Annotated in this window: 20 protein-coding genes; 11 read left to right on the top strand and 9 right to left on the bottom strand. The window is 58.7% G+C overall.

Annotated elements, in window-relative coordinates; translation table 11 throughout:
- The first annotated feature begins 53 nt into the window (after positions 1-53).
- The 4 genes from ACRAUW_RS01095 (at position 54) to ACRAUW_RS01080 (ending at position 4,121) form a co-directional block, all read left to right on the top strand.
- The gene (locus ACRAUW_RS01095) at positions 54-1,034 is read left to right on the top strand and encodes an ABC transporter ATP-binding protein (RefSeq protein ID WP_431360816.1); all 981 of its coding nucleotides are present in this window, start codon (positions 54-56) and stop codon (positions 1,032-1,034) included.
- Positions 1,035-2,030, top strand: coding sequence for a murein tripeptide/oligopeptide ABC transporter ATP binding protein OppF (gene oppF / locus ACRAUW_RS01090; protein ID WP_069529809.1), 996 nt, complete (start codon positions 1,035-1,037; stop codon positions 2,028-2,030).
- Positions 2,031-2,328: 298 nt separating this feature from the next.
- Positions 2,329-3,273, top strand: a complete 945-nt coding sequence (locus ACRAUW_RS01085; RefSeq protein ID WP_005337664.1) for a TerC family protein — start codon at positions 2,329-2,331, stop codon at positions 3,271-3,273.
- A gap of 398 nt (positions 3,274-3,671) precedes the next feature.
- A complete protein-coding gene (locus tag ACRAUW_RS01080; protein WP_431360815.1) occupies positions 3,672-4,121 on the top strand; it encodes a methyltransferase family protein in 450 nt (149 codons plus the stop codon).
- A gap of 138 nt (positions 4,122-4,259) precedes the next feature.
- Here ACRAUW_RS01080 and tapW read toward each other — a convergent pair whose 3' ends face one another.
- Both tapW and ACRAUW_RS01070 read right to left on the bottom strand, forming a co-directional pair.
- Positions 4,260-5,399, bottom strand: a complete 1,140-nt coding sequence (gene tapW, locus ACRAUW_RS01075) for a type IVa pilus ATPase TapW (protein ID WP_019446654.1) — start codon at positions 5,397-5,399, stop codon at positions 4,260-4,262.
- A 58-nt stretch (positions 5,400-5,457) separates the two neighbouring features.
- The gene (locus tag ACRAUW_RS01070) at positions 5,458-5,814 is read right to left on the bottom strand and encodes a DMT family protein (protein ID WP_005353120.1); all 357 of its coding nucleotides are present in this window, start codon (positions 5,812-5,814) and stop codon (positions 5,458-5,460) included.
- Between the two features lie 369 nt (positions 5,815-6,183).
- Between ACRAUW_RS01070 and btuC the strand changes: the two genes are divergently transcribed.
- Both btuC and ACRAUW_RS01060 read left to right on the top strand, forming a co-directional pair.
- Positions 6,184-7,191, top strand: coding sequence for a vitamin B12 ABC transporter permease BtuC (gene btuC, locus ACRAUW_RS01065; protein ID WP_431360814.1), 1,008 nt, complete (start codon positions 6,184-6,186; stop codon positions 7,189-7,191).
- A gap of 53 nt (positions 7,192-7,244) precedes the next feature.
- On the top strand, positions 7,245-8,042 hold the full coding sequence (locus ACRAUW_RS01060) for an ATP-binding cassette domain-containing protein (protein WP_431360843.1): 798 nt from the start codon (positions 7,245-7,247) through the stop codon (positions 8,040-8,042).
- Between the two features lie 212 nt (positions 8,043-8,254).
- Here ACRAUW_RS01060 and ACRAUW_RS01055 read toward each other — a convergent pair whose 3' ends face one another.
- Positions 8,255-9,322 carry a 3-deoxy-7-phosphoheptulonate synthase gene (locus ACRAUW_RS01055; protein ID WP_431360813.1) on the bottom strand — a complete coding sequence of 356 codons (1,068 nt, stop codon included), beginning with the start codon at positions 9,320-9,322 and terminating at the stop codon, positions 8,255-8,257.
- Positions 9,323-9,466: 144 nt separating this feature from the next.
- On the opposite strand from ACRAUW_RS01055, the gene ACRAUW_RS01050 reads away from it, so the two are divergent.
- Entirely contained in the window at positions 9,467-9,847 is a 381-nt protein-coding gene (locus tag ACRAUW_RS01050; RefSeq protein WP_431360812.1) for a diacylglycerol kinase, read from the top strand.
- 81 nt (positions 9,848-9,928) lie between these two features.
- Here ACRAUW_RS01050 and serA read toward each other — a convergent pair whose 3' ends face one another.
- From serA to ACRAUW_RS01030, 4 genes are all read right to left on the bottom strand, one after another.
- A complete protein-coding gene (serA, locus tag ACRAUW_RS01045) occupies positions 9,929-11,161 on the bottom strand; it encodes a phosphoglycerate dehydrogenase (protein WP_236380885.1) in 1,233 nt (410 codons plus the stop codon).
- A gap of 325 nt (positions 11,162-11,486) precedes the next feature.
- A complete protein-coding gene (rpiA, locus tag ACRAUW_RS01040; RefSeq protein WP_431360811.1) occupies positions 11,487-12,140 on the bottom strand; it encodes a ribose-5-phosphate isomerase RpiA in 654 nt (217 codons plus the stop codon).
- A 161-nt stretch (positions 12,141-12,301) separates the two neighbouring features.
- Positions 12,302-12,898, bottom strand: coding sequence for a 5-formyltetrahydrofolate cyclo-ligase (locus tag ACRAUW_RS01035; RefSeq protein WP_431360810.1), 597 nt, complete (start codon positions 12,896-12,898; stop codon positions 12,302-12,304).
- A 118-nt stretch (positions 12,899-13,016) separates the two neighbouring features.
- Positions 13,017-14,342 (bottom strand): Na+/H+ antiporter NhaC family protein, encoded by a 1,326-nt coding sequence (locus ACRAUW_RS01030; protein WP_431360809.1) that lies wholly within the window; start codon positions 14,340-14,342, stop codon positions 13,017-13,019.
- A gap of 333 nt (positions 14,343-14,675) precedes the next feature.
- On the opposite strand from ACRAUW_RS01030, the gene dapB reads away from it, so the two are divergent.
- From dapB to carB, 3 genes are all read left to right on the top strand, one after another.
- Positions 14,676-15,488, top strand: a complete 813-nt coding sequence (gene dapB / locus ACRAUW_RS01025) for a 4-hydroxy-tetrahydrodipicolinate reductase (protein WP_431360808.1) — start codon at positions 14,676-14,678, stop codon at positions 15,486-15,488.
- Between the two features lie 670 nt (positions 15,489-16,158).
- Positions 16,159-17,295, top strand: coding sequence for a glutamine-hydrolyzing carbamoyl-phosphate synthase small subunit (gene carA / locus ACRAUW_RS01020; protein WP_431360807.1), 1,137 nt, complete (start codon positions 16,159-16,161; stop codon positions 17,293-17,295).
- A gap of 74 nt (positions 17,296-17,369) precedes the next feature.
- Positions 17,370-20,594 carry a carbamoyl-phosphate synthase large subunit gene (gene carB, locus ACRAUW_RS01015; protein WP_431360806.1) on the top strand — a complete coding sequence of 1,075 codons (3,225 nt, stop codon included), beginning with the start codon at positions 17,370-17,372 and terminating at the stop codon, positions 20,592-20,594.
- A gap of 139 nt (positions 20,595-20,733) precedes the next feature.
- Here carB and ACRAUW_RS01010 read toward each other — a convergent pair whose 3' ends face one another.
- The gene (locus tag ACRAUW_RS01010; protein ID WP_431360805.1) at positions 20,734-21,771 is read right to left on the bottom strand and encodes a sterol desaturase family protein; all 1,038 of its coding nucleotides are present in this window, start codon (positions 21,769-21,771) and stop codon (positions 20,734-20,736) included.
- Positions 21,772-22,005: 234 nt separating this feature from the next.
- On the opposite strand from ACRAUW_RS01010, the gene ACRAUW_RS01005 reads away from it, so the two are divergent.
- Entirely contained in the window at positions 22,006-23,172 is a 1,167-nt protein-coding gene (locus ACRAUW_RS01005) for a DUF1615 domain-containing protein (RefSeq protein WP_431360804.1), read from the top strand.
- Positions 23,173-23,351: 179 nt separating this feature from the next.
- Here the strand turns inward: ACRAUW_RS01005 and ACRAUW_RS01000 are convergent, their stop codons facing one another.
- Positions 23,352-23,711 carry a hypothetical protein gene (locus ACRAUW_RS01000; protein WP_431360803.1) on the bottom strand — a complete coding sequence of 120 codons (360 nt, stop codon included), beginning with the start codon at positions 23,709-23,711 and terminating at the stop codon, positions 23,352-23,354.
- Positions 23,712-23,809: the final 98 nt, after the last annotated feature.

Raw genomic sequence — 23,809 nt, 5'->3', positions numbered from 1 at the left:
ACAGCGAATCGGATTGACAGGAAAACGTCACGAAAGATCGATAAGGAGTTTTTATGAAATTACTGGATGTAAAAGATCTGCGGGTCGAGTTCAAGACCCCGGACGGCAATGTTGTGGCGGTCAACGACCTCAACTTCTCCCTCGCTGCGGGCGAGACTCTGGGCATCGTTGGCGAGTCCGGCTCTGGCAAATCGCAAACCGCGTTTGCCATCATGGGCTTGCTGGCCAAGAACGGCGTGATCACCGGTTCCGCCAAATTTCAGGGCGAAGAGATCCTCAACCTGCCGGAGTCCAAGCTCAACAAGATCCGCTCCGAGAAGATCGCCATGATCTTCCAGGACCCCATGACCTCGCTCAACCCCTACATGAAGGTGCAGGATCAGCTGATGGAAGTGTTGATGTTGCATAAGGGCGTCAGCAAGGCGGAAGCGTTCGAAGAGTCGGTACGGATGCTCGATGCGGTGAAGATCCCCGAAGCACGCAAGCGGATGGGCATGTATCCCCACGAATTCTCCGGCGGCATGCGTCAGCGGGTGATGATCGCCATGGCGCTGCTCTGTCGGCCGCAACTGCTGATCGCCGACGAACCGACCACCGCGCTCGACGTGACCGTACAGGCCCAGATCATGACTCTGATGAACGAGCTCAAGCGCGAGTTCAACACCGCCATCATCATGATCACCCATGACCTTGGCGTGGTCGCCGGTATCTGCAACAAGGTGCTGGTGATGTATGCCGGTCGTACCATGGAGTACGGCAAGGTAGACGATATCTTCTATCGCCCGAGCCACCCCTACACCGAAGGCCTCCTGCGCGCCATTCCTCGTCTCGATACCGAAGGGGAAGTGCTGCCCACCATCCCGGGCAATCCGCCCAACCTGCTGCGTCTGCCGACCGGCTGCCCCTTCCAGGAGCGTTGCCACCGTGTCAGCGAGATTTGCGGCCAGCAGTCACCGATCCTGACCCCCTTCAACGACGGTCGGGAGCGTGCTTGCCACTGGGTTTCGGATGCCATGAACAAGGGGGCCAACTAAATGGGTGCCGACAAAAAATTGCTGTTGGAAGTGTCTGACCTCAAGGTGCACTTCAGTATCAAGAGTGGCAAGGCGTGGCCTTGGGCCAAGCCATCCGATTTGAAGGCGGTCGATGGTGTTACCCTGCGCCTCTATGAGGGGGAAACCCTCGGGGTGGTGGGGGAGTCCGGCTGCGGCAAATCGACCTTCGCCCGCGCCATCATCGGTCTGGTGCCGGCTACGGCGGGCAAGGTGGTGTGGCTGGGTGATGATCTCACCAAGCTCGATCAGAATGCCCTGCGCGAGAAGCGCAAAGAGATCCAGATGATCTTCCAGGACCCGCTGGCTTCTCTGAACCCGCGCATGACTATCGGCGACATCATTGCCGAGCCGCTCATCACCTTCTATCCCAACCTGCCACGGGAAGAGGTGAAGGAGAAGGTACGCGCCATGATGAGCAAGGTGGGGCTCTTGCCCAACCTGGTCAACCGCTATCCCCACGAGTTCTCTGGCGGTCAGTGCCAGCGGATCGGGATTGCCCGGGCGCTGATCCTCGAGCCCAAGATGATCATCTGCGACGAGCCGGTCTCGGCGCTTGACGTCTCCATTCAGGCGCAGGTGGTCAACCTGCTCAAATCCCTGCAAAAGGAGATGGGGTTGTCGCTTATCTTCATCGCCCACGATCTGTCGGTGGTCAAGCATATCTCCGATCGGGTGCTGGTTATGTATCTGGGCAACGCCGTTGAGTTGGGGACCCGCAAGGAGATCTTCGCTAATCCGCTGCACCCCTACACCAAGGCGCTGATGTCTGCGGTGCCGATCCCGGACCCTGAGCTGGAGCGCAACAAGGTGATACAGATCCTGGAGGGGGACTTGCCATCGCCGATGAATCCGCCGTCAGGCTGCGTGTTCCGCACCCGCTGCCCGGTGGCTGGCCCCGAGTGTGCCAAGACCCGCCCTGTGCTGGAGGGGAACTTCGATCACGCGGTCTCCTGCCTCAAGGTCGACCCGCTCTGATGGGGATGTGTTGAACCTGTTTGCGGGGCTCCTTGATAGGGCCCCGATTTATTTTTGACGGTAGTGAAGATGCCTCTTGGCGTTATCTTTTTCCGCTGCTACTATCCGCGCAACAAGGGGAGTAACTTCTCGCCGGTTTGTCGTCATTACGGTGCATCCATTGAGATGTACCCGGCAGCCGGGCAGTCGATGAAAATTGGCTGTAAGTGAGACCTTGCCGAGAGGCAAGGTGTATCTGCTCTAAACGCAAACCCACGCCTCTCGGTCGTGGGTTTTGTCGTTTTTGGGAGAAGTGAATATGGGTGAATGGTGGATGTGGACCGGTTTCTTCAGCATAGTGCTGGTCCTGTTATGGATTGACATACGCTTTGTCGGTGGCGGCAAGTCACACAAGGTGTCCCTCAAAGAGGCGGGTGTCTGGTCCCTCATCTGGGTCAGCGTGGCGCTGCTCTTCAACCTGGCCATCTGGCTCTGGCTGGATCACAGCGCAGGCCGTGAGATTGCCAACCAGAAGGGACTGGAGTTCCTCACCGGCTACCTCATCGAGAAAGCGCTGGCGGTGGACAACGTCTTCGTCTGGCTGATGCTGTTCGGCTACTTTGCCATTCCGGCCGAGCTACAGCGCCGGGTGCTGCTGTACGGGGTACTGGGTGCCATCGTGATGCGTGCCGGTATGGTGTTCGCGGGCAGCTGGCTCATCGAGCAGTTCCACTGGATCCTCTATCTGTTTGGCGCTTTCTTGCTGCTGACTGGTGCCAAAATGCTGTGGGCGGCCGACAAGGAGCCTGATCTCGCCAATAACCCGCTGCTGGGCTGGATGCGCCGTCGTTTCAAGGTGACCGAGACCCTGGAAGGGGAGAAGTTCTTCGTCTGGCGTGACGGTGTGCGCTATGCCACCCCGCTGCTGCTCATTCTGGTGCTGGTGGAGGTGAGCGATCTCATCTTCGCGGTGGACAGTATCCCGGCCATCTTCGCCGTGACCACGGATCCCTTCATCGTGCTGACCTCCAATATCTTCGCCATCATGGGTCTACGTGCCATGTACTTCCTGCTGGCCGGTGTGGCTGATCGCTTCGCCCTGCTCAAATACGGTCTGGCGCTGATCCTGATGTTTATCGGGGTCAAGATGCTGCTGCTGGATATCTTCAAAATCCCGACCGGCATTGCGCTGGGTGTAGTTGCGTTGATCTTGCTGGCATCCATGGGGCTGAGTCTGTTTGTGACTCGTAAAAAGGCTGCTTGAAGGGCTCTCCTGCAACTCAGTTAAGAGAATTTGAGTCCCAATCCGCGAGGTATGAAGTCTAAAGCGTGAGGGAGGCATCATGCCTCCCTCTTTTATGGTTGCATGCCAGCCAGGGTACCGATTGGGGGCGAATTAACTCTGTAATCATGGGGTTGTGTTGAATATTCAACATGTCGAGTAGTGAGCTGCAAATATGCTTCACTGACTGGATTTATGCGTGAAGGTGCTGTGAATCGTCTCAATGTGGATCTGTCCAGCTCTCTCTGAGTGAGATCGTATTGGATAGGGTGGATTTGTTCCTGCTGGCCTCTATTATGTGACTCAGCCTCTTTGACAGGCGCAGACGGTTGGGCGCCTACTGCAACCAGATGGCGGATAACACTTGTTAGGGAAAGAGCATGGTCAATCTTGAGTTACGTTTGCCACCACCGCTGATCTTTCTGCTCTGTGCCGGGGCCATGTGGTGGCTAAGAGGGGAGAGCCAGCCCGGCATCTGGGTAATGACGCTGATGGCTATGCTGGTCGTGGCGGGGGGCATCATGGGCTTTGGTGCCCTGCAACGGTTTCGCCACCACCAGACCACGGTCAGCCCCACCAAACCTCAGCACACCAGTCGTCTGGTGACCTGTGGCGTCTATCGTGTCAGTCGCAATCCCATGTATCTGGGGCTGCTCTGCTGGCTGGCTGCCTGGGGCTGTTATCTCGGTGGAAGTTGGGTCTGGGTTGGGCCAATCGTGCTGGTGGCCTGGCTGACTCGCTTTCAGATCATGCCGGAGGAGCGGCTGCTGCGTGCCCGTTTCGGAGATGAGTATGTGGCGTATTGCCAGCGCGTTCGCCGTTGGTGCTGACTTGCTGTGATCTGCGTGATCTGCGTGATCTGCGTGATCTGCGTGATCTGCGTGATCTGCGTGAGCTGAGAGATAAGTCGGGTCAGCGGTGCTGGATAAAGAGAACCCCGGGCGGGCCCGGGGTTCTCGAGGGGCTAGTTAGAAAAAATCGCCCTTCTCGTCCTTGGTGGGTTCGAGGCTCCAGCCGGTGGCATCGCTGCTGCTGGCAATCTGTCCCTTCTCCTTCCACAGCTTGATCTTGAGGCGCAGGTTGTTGGCCGAGTCGGCGTTCTTCACCGCCTCTTCTTCCTCAATTACCCCTTCCACCACCAGATCGAACAGGGCGCTGTCGAAGGTGACCATGCCGAGGGCCTTGGATTTTTCCATCACCTCTTTGAGGCCGCCAAATTCGCCGCGCTTGATCATGTCGCGGATGGTGTGGGTGCCGAGCATGATCTCCACCGCGGCCCGGCGACCGCCATCGGTGGTTTTCACCAGCCGCTGGGAGACAAAGGCCTTGAGGTTGTTGCCCAGATCGTTGAGCAGTTGGGGCCGTCGCTCCTCTGGGAAGAAGTTGATGATGCGATCCAGCGCCTGGTTGGCGTTGTTGGCGTGCAGGGTGGAGATGGCCAGATGCCCTGTTTCGGAGAAGGCCAGCGCATGCTCCATGGTCTCGCGATCGCGGATTTCACCGATGAGGATCACGTCCGGTGCCTGACGCAGGGTGTTTTTCAGCGCGGCGTGGAAGCTGCGGGTATCGACCCCCACCTCCCGCTGGTTGATGATGCTCTTGCGGTGGCGGTGAACGAACTCCACCGGATCCTCGATGGTGATGATGTGGCCGCCGCTGTTGCGGTTGCGATGGTCGATCAGCGCAGCCAGCGAGGTGGATTTACCCGAGCCGGTACCGCCGACAAACAGTACCAGACCCCGTTTCTCCATGATGGTGTCGAGCAGCACGGGCGGGAGTTTCAGGTCTTCAAAGCGGGGGATTTCGGTCTTGATGTTGCGGGCCACCAGGGAGACTTCGTTGCGCTGCTTGAAGATGTTGACCCGAAAGCGGCCGATCTGGGGCAGGGAGATGGCGAGGTTCATCTCCAGCTCCTTGTCAAACTGCAGTTTCTGCTCGCCATCCATGATCTCGGCGGCGATCCGCGCCACTTCACCCGGCTCCAGCGGCGTTTCGTTGAGGGGGCGCAGGCCGCCGTTAAACTTGGCGCAGGGGGGCGCGCCGGTCGACAGATAGAGGTCTGAGCCATCCTGCTTGGCCAGGATCTGTAACATGTCTCGCAATTCCATTTTTTTGCCTCGTCGATCAATGAGATGCCATGAGCGGGATGATATTGAGTGTACAGCCTCAGGCGCCGGTCAGTTTCTCGCGAAAGACAAAAAAGACCGCACCGAGAATGCAGAGCCCTGCCCAGAGATAGTCCCATTTCAGATCTTCCTTGAGATAGAAGATAGAGAAGGGGACGAATACGGTGAGGGTGATCACTTCTTGCAGGATTTTCAGTTGCCCCACACTCATCACTGTGTGGCCGATGCGGTTGGCGGGCACTTGCAGCAGGTATTCGAACAGGGCGATACCCCAGCTCACCAGGGCGGCAATGATCCAGGGTTTATGGTTCATGCTCTTGAGGTGAGCGTACCAGGCGAAGGTCATAAAGACGTTGCTGCACAGCAGCAGACCGATACTGGCGAAAATCGGGTTCATAGGGTTCTCCTTGAAAATCCGGCGCATTTTATCCCTGAACCACCGGTTTTCATACGTGGTATGAGAGGGTATTTTAAACGATGGGTCTGCTATTTCTCTCGCGCTTCCAACCATGGCTACCGAGCGTTGGGCACTCTGTCGCAAGCATGGCAGAGAGGGGAAATGGAAGGTATCAGCCTGTGGTTGTGGCGGATATTCCGGTGCATGGCACACTCTGATCATTTGCCCAGGCGATGTAGTAAATCGCGTCCATTGCCCTGGTAACCTTGACCTTGGGTGGCAAGCCACTGTTATCATGCCCTTTTCCTGCTTCTCCCCTGCGCTGCAATCGGGTCGGGGATGAAGCCTTGTTATTGTCGGGGATCATCCTTGTACCTCTCCCTTATCTCCCGCCAGCAGCGCTGGCAGCGGCGCTGGCTCTGTGGCCTGACGCTGCTGACCCTGCTGCTGTTTCTCTTCTCCCTCGTCTGGGGGGAGTTTGTGTTGCTGCCCTGGCAGCCCCTTGGCGATCTCGAACAGCGCATCCTGCTGGAGCTGCGCCTGCCGCGCGCCTTGCTGGCCCTCTTGGCTGGCGCAGCCCTTGCCTGTGGCGGCGCCGTATTGCAGGTGATGCTGCACAATCCGGTGGCGGAGCCCGGGCTGCTTGGCGTCTCGAGCGGAGCAGGACTGGCTGCCATGGTGGCGATGGCGGTGGCCAAGTTCCTCGGCCTCTATCTGCCCGGCTGGGGGCTGTCGCTGGCGGCCTTCGGTGGCGCCCTGCTGGTGACCATGTTGCTCATTCGGCTGGCTCGTCGGGCGCGTCTCGGTCATGCCCGCTTGCTGTTGTTTGGCGTCGCCATCGGTATTCTCACCAATGCCGCCATGACCTGGCTGATGTACTTTGCCGACGATGGCTCTTTGCGTGAATTCATGTTCTGGATGATGGGCAGCCTCTCCTATGGCAGCCAGCAGTTTGCCTGGTGGTGGCTGGTGCTGCCGCTCACCCTGGGCTGGCTCTGCTGGCAGGGCAAGGCGCTGCAACAGTTGTTGTTGGGGGAGACCCAGGCCCGCCTGATGGGGATGGATGTCGACAAGATGCGGGTGCGGTTGGTGCTGGCGGTCTGTCTGCTGACCGGTGTGGCGGTGTCGTTGTGTGGTGTGATCGGTTTTGTCGGGCTGGTAGTGCCCCATCTGCTGCGGCTTTGCGGTGGCAGCGATCAGCGCTTTCTGCTGCCTGCCTCGGCGCTTGGCGGCGGGGCCCTGCTGCTGGCGGCCGATCTGGTTGCTCGATCCACCCTGAGCGCGGGGGAGTTGCCTATCGGGGTCATTACTGCCTCGGTGGGGGCGCCGCTCTTTATCTATCTGCTATTGAGGCAAACTGCTGATGGTTCTGCATGATTTGGTCGGGGCGCGCAGTCTCCTTGTTTACCCGTTGTTGAGGCAAGATGCCGATGTCACCCGCTGATCCCATGCCGGTTGCTTCTCGTGCTGCTGCGCCGCTGCTGGAGGCGCACGCACTCGCCATTGCTGGACGGCTCTCTCCCCTAGATATCCGCTGGTATGGCGGCCAACTGGTGGCGCTGCTTGGCCCCAATGGCAGTGGCAAGTCGACCCTGCTCGGGGCGTTGGCAGGGATCTTGCCCGCCGAAGGCACAGTGCTGCTGGGGGGGGAAGTGCTCACTGACCTGAGCTGGCCCGAGCTTGCCAAGCGGCGCGCCATGCTGCCCCAGCGTCAGCCGCAGCTGTTTCATATCCCGGTGTTTCAGGTACTGAGCCTGGGGCTTGATGAGACGGTTGCGCCCGCCAGACAGAACGAGGCGATAAACGCGCTGTGCGACGCGCTGGAGCTGGAAGCCTTGCTGGCCAGGGACTTCAGCCGGTTGTCGGGGGGCGAGCAGCAGCGGGTGCTGATTGCCCGCACCCTGCTGCAGGTGTGGCCGAGCCTCAATCCGACCGGCAAGGTGCTGCTGCTGGACGAGCCGCTGGCGGGGCTCGACCTGCATCATCAGCTGGCGCTATTGCGGTTGCTGAAAACCCTCGCCGCTCAGGGTTTACTCGTGGTGCTCGCCATCCACGATATCAATCTTGCTATCGACTGGGCCGACCGCATCCTCTGTCTGCAAGGGGGGGCTGTGGTACGTGAAGGGGGTGTCGAGCTGGTGGATGAGGCGCTGCTGGCGCAGGTGTTCCAGATCCGCACCGACCGTATCGAAGCGGCTGGGCGCGTGTGGTTTATGCCGACCCTCTAACAAGAGTTGGCAACCACTCACAGGTAAAGCAAAGGGCCGGATATCACGGATATCCGGCCCTTGCTACATCTGGGTAATGCGGGGTCAGCGAGCCTGTTTGCTCAGGCGCACCTGCGCCGCCTCTGCCAGCATCGCCAGCAGGTTTCGGTGTCGCTCCACGCAAAAGAGACAGGCATCGGTGATGCTCTGGCCGAAGGGTGATGTCGCAGTCGTTACCGCAGATTTGCTTTGTTCAACCGCACCTGCGCCGCTTCTGCCAGCATCGCCAGCAGGGTTTCGGTATCGTTCCATGACAGGCAGGCATCGGTGATGCTCTGGCCAAAGGTGGCGGCGCAGCCGTTCTCCACATCCTGACGCCCTTCCACCAGGAAGCTCTCGGCCATGATGCCGGCGATGCCGGTACGACCGCGGCGCAGCTGATCGCAGATATCTTGCGCCACCAGCATCTGACGACGGTGATCCTTCATGCTGTTGCCGTGGCTGAAATCGACCACCAGACGCTCCGGCAGCCCCACATCGGCCAGCGCTTCACACGCTTCATCGACACTGGCGGTGTCGTAGTTGGGTCGGTGGCCGCCACGCAGGATCACATGACCAAAGGGGTTACCGGCGGTGCGGTAGATGGTCATCTTGCCGTCTTTGTCCGGCGAATAGAAGATGTGGCTGTGACGGGCGGCGCGCACCGCATCGATGGCGATGCGGGTATTGCCGTCGGTGCCGTTCTTGAAGCCGACCGGGCAGGAGAGAGCCGAGGCCATCTCGCGGTGTACCTGGGATTCGGTGGTACGTGCGCCGATGGCGCCCCAGGTGATGAGATCGCTAATATACTGGCCGGTCACCATATCGAGGAATTCGGTGGCGGTGGGCATGCCGATCTCGTTGATGTCGACCAGCAGTTTGCGCGCCAGTTTCAGCCCTTCGTTGACATCGAAACTGCCATCGAGGCGCGGATCATTGATCAGCCCTTTCCAGCCGACGATGGTGCGCGGCTTCTCGAAGTAGGTGCGCATCACGATGCAGAGGCTCTCTTTATACTGCTCGCGCAGGGCGTTGAGGCGCTGGGCGTATTCGCGGGCTGCCGCGGGATCGTGGATGGAGCAGGGGCCGACAATGACCAGCAGGCGCTGATCGTCTCCGGCCAGAATGGCTTCCACTTCGCGACGGGCATCCAGCAGATTCTGGGCAATGGCATCGGTGATCGGAAACGCGTTTGCAAGCTCGCTCGGAGTGATCAGTGACTCCAGGCGACGGGTGCGCAATTCATCTGTGTGAATGGACATACAACTCAAGTCTCGAGTGGGTGGTGTCAGCCGCAAGGGGCGAAAAAGCAAAGAGATAAAATAAAGCAAAAGTCCCCTGATTGAAACCTTGGGGGGCTCTGATAGGATGTGAGGCCAAAATTCATTCCAAATAAGGTAGATAGCGTGGCAAAGCCAGGAGCAACCGGGGTCACTCGCATCATCAACGCAACCGGTTACAGCATGAAAGGGCTCAAGTCAGCCTGGATTAACGAGGCGGCGTTTCGGCAGGAGCTGATGCTGATCCTGTTGCTGATGCCGCTGGCCTTCTGGATTGGCGATTCCCTCAACCAGATCCTGCTGCTTATCGTCATCAGCTGGCTGGTGGTGATCGTCGAGATCCTCAACTCCGCCATTGAAGCTGTGGTAGACAGGGTTGGCTCCGAGCATCATGAGCTCTCCGGTCGCGCCAAGGATTTGGGCTCTGCCGCCGTCTTTATCGCGCTGGCCCTGAACGCCCTGGTATGGGGTGTGCTGGTGGGCCGCAACCTGTTGGGGTGGTGGTAAGCCATCACGCTGCTTTGAGGTTCTGTTTTATAAAACAGCCCGTCATCACGACGGGCTTTTTGCTGCGCAGATAAGGGTCTATCAGTGGAGGATGCGGGCGCGGATGGTGCCGTTGATCTCCTTGAGCTTGGCGAGCGCCTTCTCGCTGTGCTCGGTCTCCACGTCGATCACCACGTAACCGATATGGCTGCTGGTCTGCAGGTATTGACCGGCGATGTTGATCCCCTCTTCGGCGAAGATCTGGTTGATCTGGTTCATCACCCCCGGCTGGTTGCGGTGAATGTGCAGCAGGCGGCTGGAGCCCTTGTGGCTTGGCAGCGACACCTCCGGGAAGTTGACTGCGGAGAGGGTGGAGCCGTTGTCGGAGTATTTGACCAGCTTGTTGGCCACTTCCAGCCCGATGTTCTCCTGCGCTTCATGGGTGGTGCCACCGATGTGCGGGGTCAGGATGACGTTCTCCAGGCCACGCAGCGGGCTTTGGAACTCCTCGTCATTGGACTTGGGCTCGACCGGGAAGACGTCGATAGCGGCGCCGGCGATATGGCCGCTCTTGATGACGTCAGCCAGCGCATCGATATCCACCACGGTACCGCGGGCGGCGTTGATGAAGATGGCGCCCGGTTTCATCATCCGCAGCTGCTCGGCACCGATCATGTTCTTGGTGGAGGCGGTCTCCGGTACGTGCAGGCTGATGACGTCAGACATATTGAGCAGCTCGACCATGCTTGGCACCTGGATGGCGTTACCCAGCGAGAGCTTGTTCTCGATATCGTAGTAATAAACCTTCATGCCGATGCTCTCGGCGATGATGCCAAGCTGGGTACCGATGTGGCCGTAGCCGATGATGCCGAGCTTCTTGCCGCGTGCTTCCACCGAGCGGTTGGCCAGTTTTTCCCACACGCCGCGATGGCACTTGGCGTTTTTCTCGGGGATGCCGCGCAGCAGCAGCAGGATCTCACCCAGTACCAGCTCGGCGACCGAACGGGTGTTGGAGAAGGGGGCGTTGAAGACCGGAATACCGCGGATCTGGGCCGCTTCCAGCTCGACCTGGTTGGTACCGATACAGAAGCAGCCGATGGCGACCAGCTTGTTGGCGGCATCGAGGACTTTCTCGGTGATCTGGGTGCGGGAGCGCAGCCCGATGAAATGGACGTCGCGGATCTGCTCGATCAGCTCCTCTTCGGAGAGCGAGGTCTTGAGATACTCCACACTGGTGTAACCAGCGGCACGAAAGGTCTCTACGGTGTTGGGGTGAACCCCCTCCAGCAGCAGAACCTTGATTTTATCCTTGTCCAACGAAAACTTGGCAGTCATGACGATCCCTCTGTATGTGCAAACGTAAGTGCAGACTTGGTGTGCGAAGAAAACCGTAAAGTAGCAAAAACGTTTGGGAGAGGGAATATTTGTGACGAAAGTCAAATTCTTTGAAGTTATCAACGAATGTTGTAAACATCCGTATGCAACTTGTTGAGGGATAAATAAAAACGGCGCCATCAGGCGCCGTCATTAATTCACAGTGCAATGTTTGGGTCAGAATTTCATCCCGGGGCTCAATCAACGCCGCTGCTGCGTCAGGGCTGGCAGAGTGGCGCTGGCGGGCGAGGGAGGATGTCGCTGCACTGTGCTGCCGGTGTCGGGATTACTGGGTAATCACGCCGTCCGGTGTACCGATCAGGACCACATCGGCGCCGCGGGCGGCGAACAGGCCGTTGGTGACCACACCAACGATGGCGTTCAGTCGCACTTCCAGCGCCTTGGCGTCGGTAATGGCCATGTCTTTCACATCCAGAATGTGGTTGCCGTTGTCGGTGACCACCCCTTCACGCCACACCGGGTTGCCACCCAGTTTGCGGATTTCGCGGGCCACGTATTCGCGGGCCATCGGGATCACTTCCACCGGCAGCGGGAACTGGCCCAGCACGTCGACGGTCTTGGTGTTGTCGATGATGCAGATGAACTTGTCTGCGACGGCGGCAACGATCTTCTCGCGGGTCAGGGCTGCGCCACCGCCCTTGATCATGTCGCGGGTTGCGTTGATCTCGTCGGCGCCATCCACATAGACGGAGAGGGCGTCGATCTCGTTGAGATCATACACTGTAATGCCGAAGCCCTTGAGGCGCTCGGTAGAGGCCACGGAGCTGGATACCGCCCCCTTGATCTCGTCCTTCATGGTCGCCAGCGCGTCGATAAAGTGGTTGACGGTAGAGCCGGTGCCCACCCCGACGATGGTGCCGGGAACCACATACTTGAGCGCAGCCCAACCGGCCGCCTTCTTCATTTCATCTTGAGTCATGATCGTTCCTTAAGAAAAAAGCGGGCGCATTATATCCAACCCGGTACCCCGTCGCGACCTTGTTGCTCACGTTCCGGGGCAAAAAGAGGGACTTTGTAAATCGTTTGCCTGTTTATTCTGCGTTTGCGCGCACAAAGCCGGGGCAGCCGGCCAAAAATAGCCTATTCAAAGCGCCAGCAGTGGCTCGGGGTGATGATCTGGGGCAGCGGCACATCCCACTCCTCTTGAGGGACCGCATCCACCTGCTGGCAGTCGTGGGCAATGCCGAGTGGCTTGGGGCCCAGCTTGTGCTCATGCCAGATGGCGAGAGTGCGATCGTAGTAGCCGCCCCCCATGCCAAGGCGATTACCCTGAGCATCGAAGGCGACCAGCGGGGTGCAGATAAGATCGAGCGTGCTGTGGGGCACCACCTGTAGGATATCCAGCTCCGGCTCTTCGATGCCGAAGCGGTTGCGCACCATGGGGCTGGTGGCGATATAGCGCAAAAAGAGCAGGTGACCCGGGGTAAAGGGGTGGAGCACCGGCAGGTAGACCTCTTTGTGCTGGGCCCACAGCCAGTGGATGGTGGGCAAGGGATTGATCTCCCCATCATTGGCCAGATAGAGGGCAATGCGCTTGGCGGCGAGGATCTCGGGGTGTTGCTTGAACTGGGCCAGCAGCTGTTGGGCTGCCTGCTGTTGTTCGAGCGGACTAAGGCTCTTTCTGCGTTGACGAACCAGTTGGCGAAGAGATTGACGTTCGGGCTGGGATTCTTGCATGGGGAACCTCCGGGCTGACTGCAATGGACGGCAGGGCGCACATGGCCCTTACCTTAACATATTCTCTTGTGGGGACGGGGTGAAAAGCGGGTATCGGCGAGGGCCGGCACCCGCAGGATCAACGCTGGCGCATCTGGTGTTTGACAAAGACAGCGACCAGCGCGGCCAGTGCCAGCGCCATCGGGTAGAAACTCATACTCACCACGGCTAGCGGCGAGAGGGCGAAGATGGATCCCAGCAGCAGCGCCTGTGCGCCCCAGGGGATGAGACCCTGGATCACGCAGGAGAAGATATCCAGCATAGAGGCGGCGCGGCGCGGGGTGACACCGTGGTGTTCGGCCAGATCCCGGGCTACCTTGCTGGCGACGATAATAGCCACAGTGTTGTTGGCGGTGCAGAGGTTGGTGAGGCTCACCACCCCGGCGATGCCGAGCTCCGCCGCTTTCTCGTTCTGTTCACCATTGTGCTCGCGAGTGAAACAGGCAATCAGGGCGCTGATGCGCTCGCTGATCCAGGCCAGTCCCCCCTGACGCTCCATCAGTGCGCCGAGACCGCCGATCAGCATGGAGAGCAGGAAGATCTCCTGCATGCCGGTAAAGCCCTGATAGATATCCTTGCTGAACTGACCGATGGCATAGCCGTTGATCATGCCCACCGCACCGGCGGCCAGAATACCGATCCCCAGCACCACAAACACATTCACCCCGGCGAGCGCCAGTCCAAGAATGAGCAGATAGGGCATCACCTTGAACAGCTCGATGGCGCTGCCGCTGGCAGGGGATTCACCCACTGAGCCCAGGGTCAGATAGAGCAGGATCACCGCGATGGCGGCAGGGGCCGCAATCTTGAAGTTCTCGCGGAACTTGTCCTTCATCTCGCACCCCTGACTGCGGGTGGCTGCTATGGTTGTGTCTGAGATGATGGAGATGTTATCGCCAAACATGGCGCCGGAGAGAATGGTGCCTGCCATCAGCACCGGATCGATACTGGCCGCCTGCGCCACGCCCAGCGCGACCGGCGCCACGGCACCTATGGTGCCCATGGAGGTGCCCATGGCAGTGGCAATAAAGGCAGAGATGAGGAACAGCCCGGGCAACAGCGCCCAGCCGGGGATGAGCGACAGGCCCAGCACCACAGTAGCATCAACCCCGCCGGTGGCCTTGACCACACTGGCAAAGGCCCCCGCCAGCAGATAGATAAGGCACATCGCCATGATATTGTTGTGGCCGACCCCCTTGAAGAAGGTCTCAAGGTTGCTATTGAAGCCCTCTTTGCCGAGCAGCAGAGCGAGCATCACCGCAGGCAGGGCTGCAACCGGAGCGGGTAGCTGATAGAAGGCGAATTCGACCCCCTGCAGGGTCAGCCAGGTACCGGTACCGATAAAGAGTGCGAGAAAAACCAAGAGTGGCAGCAAGGCCCTGGCACTGGGTTGAGTCTGGATCATGTGTTCCTCTGAAATTGAACAATGACCTCCTGTCATAAACTGCTTTGTACCTGTATCGGATAGGGATAGGGGGAAAACAGGGCGGGCATCCTGCCGCATCGGGGGGCCCACAGTAGTGAGTCAACCTCGCTTGGTCAAGATAGACGTCCAGACGGATGGGTATTTTTGTTTTTCGATTTTGAATGTGTGATTAAATCCGTTAAATATTCTGATTTATTAAATTTTTTCGTTTATATGTCGATGCTGGACGGCAGAGCAGAGCGCACTTTTCAAATCCGGCGCAGGCTGGTAAAACGGTCTCTTTCCATAATTAAAAGAGATGAGAGGGTGGAGATGGACAATCCGATCCGTGTGGCCGTGATGGGCTGTAATGGTCGTATGGGCAAGGTGCTGCTGGAGGCCATCACCAACACCAACGGCGTGGTGGTTGGTGCTGCGCTGGAGCGGCCAGGCTCGGCGGTGATCGGTCTTGATGCCGGTGAGCTGGGCGGGCTGGGCCATCTGGGTGTGGCCATCAGTGACAGTCTTGACAAGGTGCGCGACGAGTTTGATCTCATCATCGACTTCACCCGTCCCGAGGTGACGCTGGCCAATCTGGCCTTTGCGCTTGCCCACAATAAGCAGATGGTGATTGGTACCACCGGTTTTGACGATGCAGGCAAGGCCGCCCTGAAAGAGGCGGGCAAGCAGATCGGTATCGTGTTCGCCTCCAACTACTCGGTCGGGGTCAACCTGGTGTTCAAGTTGTTGGAGCAGGCCGCCAAGGTGATGGGGGATTATACCGACATCGAGATCATCGAAGGCCACCATCGCCACAAGGTGGATGCGCCATCCGGTACTGCGCTCTCCATGGGTGAAGTGGTCGCCAAAACGCTAGGCCGCGATCTCAAGGAGTGCGCCGTCTATGGTCGCGAGGGGATCACTGGCGAACGGGATCGCAATACTATCGGCTTTGCCACCATTCGCGCCGGCGATCTGGTGGGGGAGCATACCGTCATGTTTGCCGATATCGGCGAGCGGGTGGAGATCAGCCACAAGGCCTCCAGCCGCCTGACCTTCGCCAACGGTGCTGTGCGGGCGGGCAAGTGGCTTGGTCAGCAGGGTGCCGGTCTTTATGACATGCAGGATGTGCTCAATCTCAAGTGATGCCTCTGAGCGGCACTTTCGTACTACTGCTACCCCAGTGAAAAACCCCGGCTTGCCGGGGTTTTTGCTGTCAATCAGCCGGTTTTTTGTGTAAAAAGGCACGCAGCCTGCGATTTTTATCCGAATGCCTTATAAAGTACACTATTGCGTTATCCACCAGATTTTCCTTTCCTGAATGTCATCACCTGGTAACAGATTTGAGCATCTTTATAGCTGACGAAGCCATTTTTTACACGGCTAAGAAAAGACTAAAAATTCAAAAACGGAAAAACGTTTTCCATTGTCCGGATTCAGTTTTATCACAATAAAAACGTTAGTTATGTCATTAATGTTTTTTTTATAAAAATAAATGTCATTGTTTTAATGGGGTTTTTTGTTTGTTTTTGTCGTTATTCCTGGCTTGGAGGTATCTTTTGTTAGTGGTTTTTCATTTTCTTTCATGGGAGGGGGTTGCAAAGCGATTTAGTGCATAGATAATGGGTAATGTTGCTTGTTTATTGAATTTAGATGCATTTCATCTGAGGAAAGACGTTGAAATGCCACTTTTTTTAAGTAGAATGCGCCCAATTTGCCAGAAATCTGCCGGGTTCGAGTCCTGTCCAAGGCCGGAACCGAGCCCGCAACACCCAGGTAAATTGCTGAATTTAAAGCTAAATAACTGGAGGTTGTCTTGAGTCACACTGCATTGCTAGTGCTGGAAGATGGAACTGTGTTCAAAGGCGTGTCGATAGGCGCCGAGGGATGTTCCGTTGGTGAAGTGGTTTTCAATACGTCGATGACGGGCTATCAGGAAATCCTCACCGATCCCTCTTATTCCCGTCAGATAGTCACCCTCACTTACCCCCATATAGGCAACACCGGCACCAACAGCGAAGATGAAGAGTCCAGTCAGATCCATGCTCAGGGATTGATCATCCGGGACCTTCCGATACTTGCCTCCAATTTCCGCAATCAGCAATCCCTCTCCGAATACCTCAAGTCTCACAACATCGTTGGCATCGCCGACATCGACACCCGCAAACTGACCCGCATCCTGCGCGAGAAAGGCGCTCAAGCTGGCTGCATTCTGGCCGGGAAACAGGTCGATGAAGCCTATGCCGTCGAACAGGCCCGCGCCTTCCCCGGTCTGAAGGGGATGGATCTGGCCAAAGAGGTGACGGTTGGTGAGGCGTACAACTGGACCGAAGGCAGCTGGCAGCTTGGCAAGGGGCATGTCACCCCGGATGCCGACCAGCTGAAATACCACGTGGTGGCCTATGACTTTGGCGTCAAGCGCAACATTCTGCGGATGCTGGTTGACCGTGGCTGCCGCCTGACCGTGGTACCGGCCAAGACCCCGGCCGCCGAGGTACTGGCGATGAACCCGGATGGCATCTTCCTCTCCAACGGCCCCGGCGACCCCGAGCCGTGCGACTACGCCATCGAGGCCATCAAGGCTTTCCTTAATACCAACACGCCGGTATTCGGCATCTGTCTGGGGCACCAGCTGCTGGGTCTGGCCTCCGGTGCCAAGACCGTCAAGATGAAGTTTGGCCACCACGGTGCCAACCACCCGGTGAAGAGCCTCGATGACAACACAGTGATGATCACCGCCCAGAACCACGGCTTTGCGGTAGACGAGAACAGCCTGCCGGATTGCCTGCGCGCCACCCATGTCTCCCTGTTCGATGGCTCCCTGCAAGGTATCCATCGCACCGACCGTCCGGCCTTCAGCTTCCAGGGGCACCCCGAAGCGAGCCCGGGCCCGCACGATTGTGCCGGTCTCTTTGACCACTTTATTGAATTGATTAAGCAGTATCGCGCCTAAAAATTAGAAAGGGATAGGCGATGCCAAAAATGAAGCAGCATCGCGTCTATCTCGGGAATAGAGGAAAGAGTTTCATGCCAAAACGTAACGACCTTCAGAGCATCCTGATCCTCGGCGCCGGCCCCATCGTGATCGGCCAGGCCTGCGAATTTGACTACTCCGGCGCCCAGGCGTGCAAAGCCCTGCGCGAGGAGGGCTACCGCGTCATTCTGGTCAACTCCAACCCGGCCACTATTATGACCGACCCGGAGATGGCAGATGCCACCTACATCGAGCCCATCACCTGGGAAGTGGTACGCGAAATCATCAAGAAAGAGCGCCCGGACGCCATCCTGCCTACCATGGGCGGCCAGACTGCGCTCAACTGCGCACTGGCGCTGGAGAAGCATGGCGTGCTGGCCGAGTTCGGTGTCGAGATGATCGGTGCCACCGCCGACGCCATCGACAAGGCCGAAGACCGCTCCCGCTTTGACAAGGCGATGCGCAGCATTGGCCTCGAGTGCCCGCGCGCCGGCATCGCCCACAATATGGAAGAGGCGTGGGGCGTGCAGCAGATGGTCGGCTTCCCCTGCATCATCCGCCCCTCCTTTACCATGGGCGGCTCGGGTGGCGGCATCGCCTACAACACCGAAGAGTTCGTCGAGATCTGCGAGCGCGGTCTGGATCTCTCCCCGACCAAAGAGCTGCTCATCGACGAGTCGCTGATCGGCTGGAAAGAGTACGAGATGGAGGTGGTGCGGGATCGCAATGACAACTGCATCATCGTCTGCGCCATCGAAAACTTCGACCCCATGGGTATCCACACCGGTGACTCCATCACGGTCGCGCCAGCCCAGACGCTGACCGACAAGGAGTACCAGCTGATGCGCAACGCCTCCATGGCGGTGCTGCGCGAGATCGGGGTCGAGACCGGCGGCTCCAACGTCCAGTTCGGTATCAACCCGAAAGATGGCCGCATGGTCATCATCGAGATGAACCCGCGGGTGTCGCGCTCCTCTGCGCTGGCCTCCAAGGCGACCGGTTTCCCCATCGCCAAGATCGCTGCCAAGCTCGCCATCGGTTACACCCTCGACGAGCTGATGAACGACATCACCGGCGGTCGCACTCCGGCCTCCTTCGAACCGGCCATCGACTACGTGGTCACCAAGGTGCCGCGCTTCAACTTCGAAAAATTCGCCGGTGCCAACGACCGTCTGACGACCCAGATGAAGTCGGTCGGTGAAGTGATGGCCATCGGCCGCAACTTCCAGGAGTCCCTGCACAAGGCGCTGCGCAGCCTCGAAACCGGCAAAACCGGCTTCGACCCCATGGTTGACCTCAATGCCCCGGACTCCCTGACCCGCATCCGTCACGAGCTGCAGGACGCCGGTAGCGACCGTATCTTCTACATCGCCGATGCGTTCCGCGCCGGTCTCTCCATGGATGGCATCTTCAAGCTGACCAAGATTGACCCCTGGTTCCTGGTGCAGATTGAAGACCTGGTGAAGCTGGAAGAAGAGGTGAAAGAGCGCGGCATGGCCGGTCTCGATGCCGACTTCCTGCGTGCCCTCAAGCGCAAGGGCTTTGCCGATGCCCGTCTGGCCAAGATCCTCGGTGTGGCCGAAGGGGAAGTGCGCAAACTGCGTGCCCGCCACAACATCTTCCCGGTCTACAAGCGGGTCGATACCTGCGCCGCAGAGTTCGCCACCAACACCGCCTATATGTACTCCAGCTATGACGAGGAGTGCGAGGCGGACCCGAGCAACCGCGACAAGATCATGATCATCGGCGGCGGCCCGAACCGTATCGGTCAGGGGATCGAGTTTGACTACTGCTGCGTGCATGCGGCGCTGGCCCTGCGCGAAGACGGTTACGAGACCATCATGGTCAACTGCAACCCGGAGACCGTTTCCACCGATTACGACACCTCGGATCGTCTCTACTTCGAGCCAGTGACTCTGGAAGATGTGCTGGAAATCGTGCGCATCGAAAAACCCAAGGGCGTCATCGTTCAGTACGGTGGCCAGACCCCGCTGAAACTGGCCCGTGCACTGGAAGCTAACGGCGTGCCGATCATCGGTACCAGTCCGGATGCCATCGACCGCGCCGAAGACCGTGAGCGCTTCCAATCTGCCGTCGAGCGCCTCGGCCTCAAGCAGCCGGAAAACGGCACCGTCACCGCGCAGGAGCAGGCCGTGCTGCTGGCCGAGCGCATTACCTACCCGCTGGTGGTTCGCCCCTCCTACGTGCTGGGTGGCCGTGCCATGGAAATCGTCTATGACGAGCAGGATCTGCGTCGCTACTTTGCCGAGGCGGTAAGCGTCTCCAACGAATCGCCGGTGCTGCTGGACCGCTTCCTGGACGATGCCACTGAGGTGGATGTGGATGTCATCTGCGACGGCGTGGATGTGGTCATCGGTGGTATCATGGAGCACATCGAGCAGGCCGGTATCCATTCCGGTGACTCGGCTTGTTCCCTGCCGCCCTACACCTTGTCCAGAGCCATTCAGGACGAGATGCGCGAGCAGGTGCGCAAACTGGCCCTGGAGCTTGGCGTGGTCGGTTTGATGAACGTGCAGTTCGCGGTGAAAGACAACGAGATCTACCTCATCGAGGTGAACCCCCGTGCCGCTCGTACCGTGCCGTTTGTCTCGAAGGCGACCGGTGCGCCGCTGGCCAAGATTGCCGCCCGCGTGATGGCCGGTCAGTCGCTGCAAGAACAGGGCTTCACCAAAGAGATCATCCCGCCCTACTACTCGGTGAAAGAGGTGGTGCTGCCGTTCGCCAAGTTCCCGGGGGTTGACCCGCTGCTGGGGCCGGAGATGCGCTCTACCGGTGAGGTCATGGGGGTGGGGCGTAGCTTTGCCGAAGCCTATGCCAAGGCGCAGCTGGGGGCTGGCCATCAGGTGCCCCGTGAAGGGCGCGCTCTGCTCTCCGTTCGTCACGGCGACAAGGAGCGAGTGGTTAACCTGGCCGCCAAACTGCTGGAGCTTGGTTATGACCTCGATGCGACTCACGGCACAGCGGTGACCTTAGGGGAGGCGAGCATCAACCCGCGCTTGGTCAACAAGGTGCACGAGGGACGTCCGCATATTCTGGATCGCATCAAGAATGGCGAGTATACCTACATCGTCAACACCGCCGAGGGTCGCCGCGCGATTGAGGACTCCAAGCAGTTGCGTCGTGGCGCCCTGCAGCACAAGGTGGCCTACACCACCACGCTGCACGCCGCCTTTGCCACCTGCATGGCTATTAGCGTGGATGCAACCGCCAACGTCAACTCGGTGCAGGAGCTGCACCAGAAGGTAAAAAATCGCTAAGAGACCGGCGAGTGCGCCAGACTCGTACCGCATAGATAGCGGCGCATAGATGACAAGCCCCCGCCAGCAATGGCGGGGGCTTTTTTATGATGACGGGTTGGGCGCTGTTGGGGGCGGATTTATGGTGCGAAGAGCGGGGCTACCTTAAATCCGGCTGCGGCTTGCGGCTGCGAGAACGGGTCAGGGCATACCACAGTTTGCGGGCCGTCACCAGAAAGGGACGCAGGATTAGCGCGCTGAGGCGGCTGTAGCGCACATTGTCTTTCGGGCCAACGCCGAAGCTTAGGGGTTCTGGCCGGTGACCGGTCACGTAGAGAGTGCCGAACCACCAGTCCCACAGCGACAGATTGGTGCCGAAGTTGTGGTTGAAGTGGCGGGGATCCCGGCTGTGGTGGATCTGGTGCTGGGCCGGGCTGTTGAAGATATGCTCCAGCCGCGGGCCAAACGACAGCCAGATATGGGTATGGCGCAGGTTGGCAGCCAGCGAGTTGAAGATCAGCACCAGATAACCCACCCCAAACAGGGTGTAAGGGCGCACTGTGCTGCCACATAGCCAGTAGAAGGCGCCGGAGTAGAGGGCAAGCGCGCTCCCCTTGGCCACCATTTCACAGAGTTTTTCCACCAGATGAATGCGGCTGGCGGTCGGCGGCACCAGCACGGTGGCGCTATGGTGCACCTTGTGAAATTCCCACAGCCAGCGGCTGTGAAATACACGGTGCAGCCAGTAGTGGACGAAATCGCTCACCAGAAATACCCCGAGGCCATAAAGCATCATCAGCCAGCTCGCTTCTGCCAGACGGGGACGCTCACCCCATAGGTGGGTAAGCGCGGAGGTAATATCTGTTGCCTGCAAAAGCCAGGGGTTAAGCAGGGTCAGGATCGGCACGATCAGGGCAACATGGAGAAGGGCGCGCACCAGATAGTATTGGTAATCGAGCAGGGCCGAGGGGTGCAACCAGATGGCTCGACCGCCGAGAAAACGGACAAAGCTGCCCCCTGCCACCGGATCTCCCTGACGCTGACGAGCGCGATAGAGGAGGTAGGCGGTTAGGCCGGATATTAGCAGGAAAGGGAGCCCAAGCCGCCCGTTGAAGTCAAACAGTCCCGTCAGGCAGAACCAGATCGGAGTGAGCAGCCATTGCTGCAACAGCATAAAGAGGGAGGTCAGTGTTTCCATGGAGTCAATCAGTCAACATGCGGACGGCTGAATTCTAAATGCAAATCAGTCGTAATAGAAGTGTGTGCAAGCGGGAGGTCTGACGGGGGATCCGGTTGCGCCACTGCCTTTTTGGCTGGGTCTGATGGAAAAAGAATGATACTTTAGCCTGATGGTTCAATCCTCTACAATCAGACCAAACCTGAGTGCCCGCCGCCGGGTGGGTTTGCCTCCAGCCTTGGTACCAGATATCCGATGACGCTCTCTCTTTTTTCTCTTTCCGCTGCCGTGCGCATGCTGGCGTTGCTGATCTCCTTGCTGTTGGCCGGTTGTGCCAGCGATCCCGCCTCCGCGCCCACCAAAGAGGCAAGCATGAGCAACCCCAAAACGCCGCCTGCCATGCAGCCGCATAAACCGGCGGATATGAAGAGCCGCATCGTGCGCTTCTTGCCCCGTCAGGTGCCGGACAAACAGGGATGGGCCAATGACGTGGTGACGGCGCTCACCACCCAGGGGGTGACGGTCAATGATCACAACGTCTGTAGCGTGCTGGCGGTGGCGGAGCAGGAGGCGACCTATCAGGCCGACCCCGTGGTGCCGGGCCTTGGCAAGATCGCCTGGAAAGAGATCAACTCGCGGGCAGCCAAGCTGCTGATCCCCGAATTTATGGTGCGAGCCGCGCTCTCCATCAACTCGCCCACCGGCAAGAGCTATGCCGAGCGGATCGACAAACTGCGTACCGAGCGGGAGATGAGCGAAATCTTCGAGGACATGATCAGCATGCTGCCGATGGGCAAGACGCTGTTTGGCAACCTTAACCCGGTGCATACCGGCGGCCCGATGCAGGTGAGCATCGCCTTTGCCGAGGCCAATGCTCGCGGTTACCCCTATCCAATCAAGGATTCCATTCGCCACGAAGTCTTTACCCGCCGCGGCGGCATCTGGTTTGGCACCAAACATATCTTCGGTTATCCCGCCGACTACCCGGATACCCTCTACCGCTTTGCCGACTTCAACGCCGGTTGGTATGCCAGTCGTAATGCCGCTTTTCAGGCTGCCGTCAGCCGCCTGAGCGGCAACACTCTGGCGCTGGACGGGGATCTGATCCGCTATGACTCGGATCTGCCGGGCAACACCGAGCTTGCCGTCTACACCCTCGCCAACCGGGTCAATATGAGCAAACAGGCGATCCACCAGAGCCTGCGTAAAGGGGGTACCGCCGCATTTGCCGAGACCGATCTCTACCATCGCATCTTTACCCTGGCCGACAAGCAAGCGGGCAAGCGACTGCCCCGCGCCATCCTGCCCGGCATTCAGCTAAAGAGCCCGAAAATCACCCGCAACCTCACCACCGCCTGGTTTGCCAAACGGGTGGATGACAGGGAGCAGCGCTGCGTGCGGCAGATGGCGACCATTCGCTAAGACAATGACAGGATGGCCTGTTGGCGGCCCCCCGCTTGACCACAATGCAGCAGAGATTGTGATCCTCCTCGCCCGGCAGGCAGATATCCCGGATTTGCCTTTGAACTGCCGTAAGCGGCATTTTCCAAGTAAAAACTGCCAGCCGTAAGGCTGGCGTTTTTATTGGCGTTAACGGGGAGTTAGAGCCAGCCTTGTGCCAGATATAGCAGTTTGAGTTGGCTGGGGGATCCTGTCTCCTTGAGGGCCTGGCGTTGCTCCCAGGTCAAGTGTGGGCTTTTCTCCAAATGGACAGTGCCATTAGCGGTCTCCAGAGAGGTGCTGTAGGCCAGCTTCTCGTTGAGGTTTTCCCCCGTGCCTTTATCCATTGTTCGCACAGCAGAGAGAAGCCAGTTGTAATCCTCATCGAGCAACTTTTGATAAACCTCGTGGCTAATCTCCAGCGCCCTGGTCGGCGCATTTTCCTTGTGACGGCCGGGCACCAAGTCTTCATCAGCAGGAGAGCCAAGCTGTACCTTCAGGGCTAATCGGGCTTGCTCCATTTCTCTGAGTTCGGCTGGTGCATCAGGGCTTAGCAAATCGGGGTCTGTAGTGGTCTAATCATCCCGGACACCATTTTAGGTGGTACAGTCGCCACCAT

Source organism: Aeromonas sp. (genome assembly GCF_050633025.1).
Lineage (GTDB): Bacteria > Pseudomonadota > Gammaproteobacteria > Enterobacterales > Aeromonadaceae > Aeromonas.
Note: the sequence above shows the minus strand (reverse complement) of the source record. Positions and strands in the feature narration are given on the sequence as shown.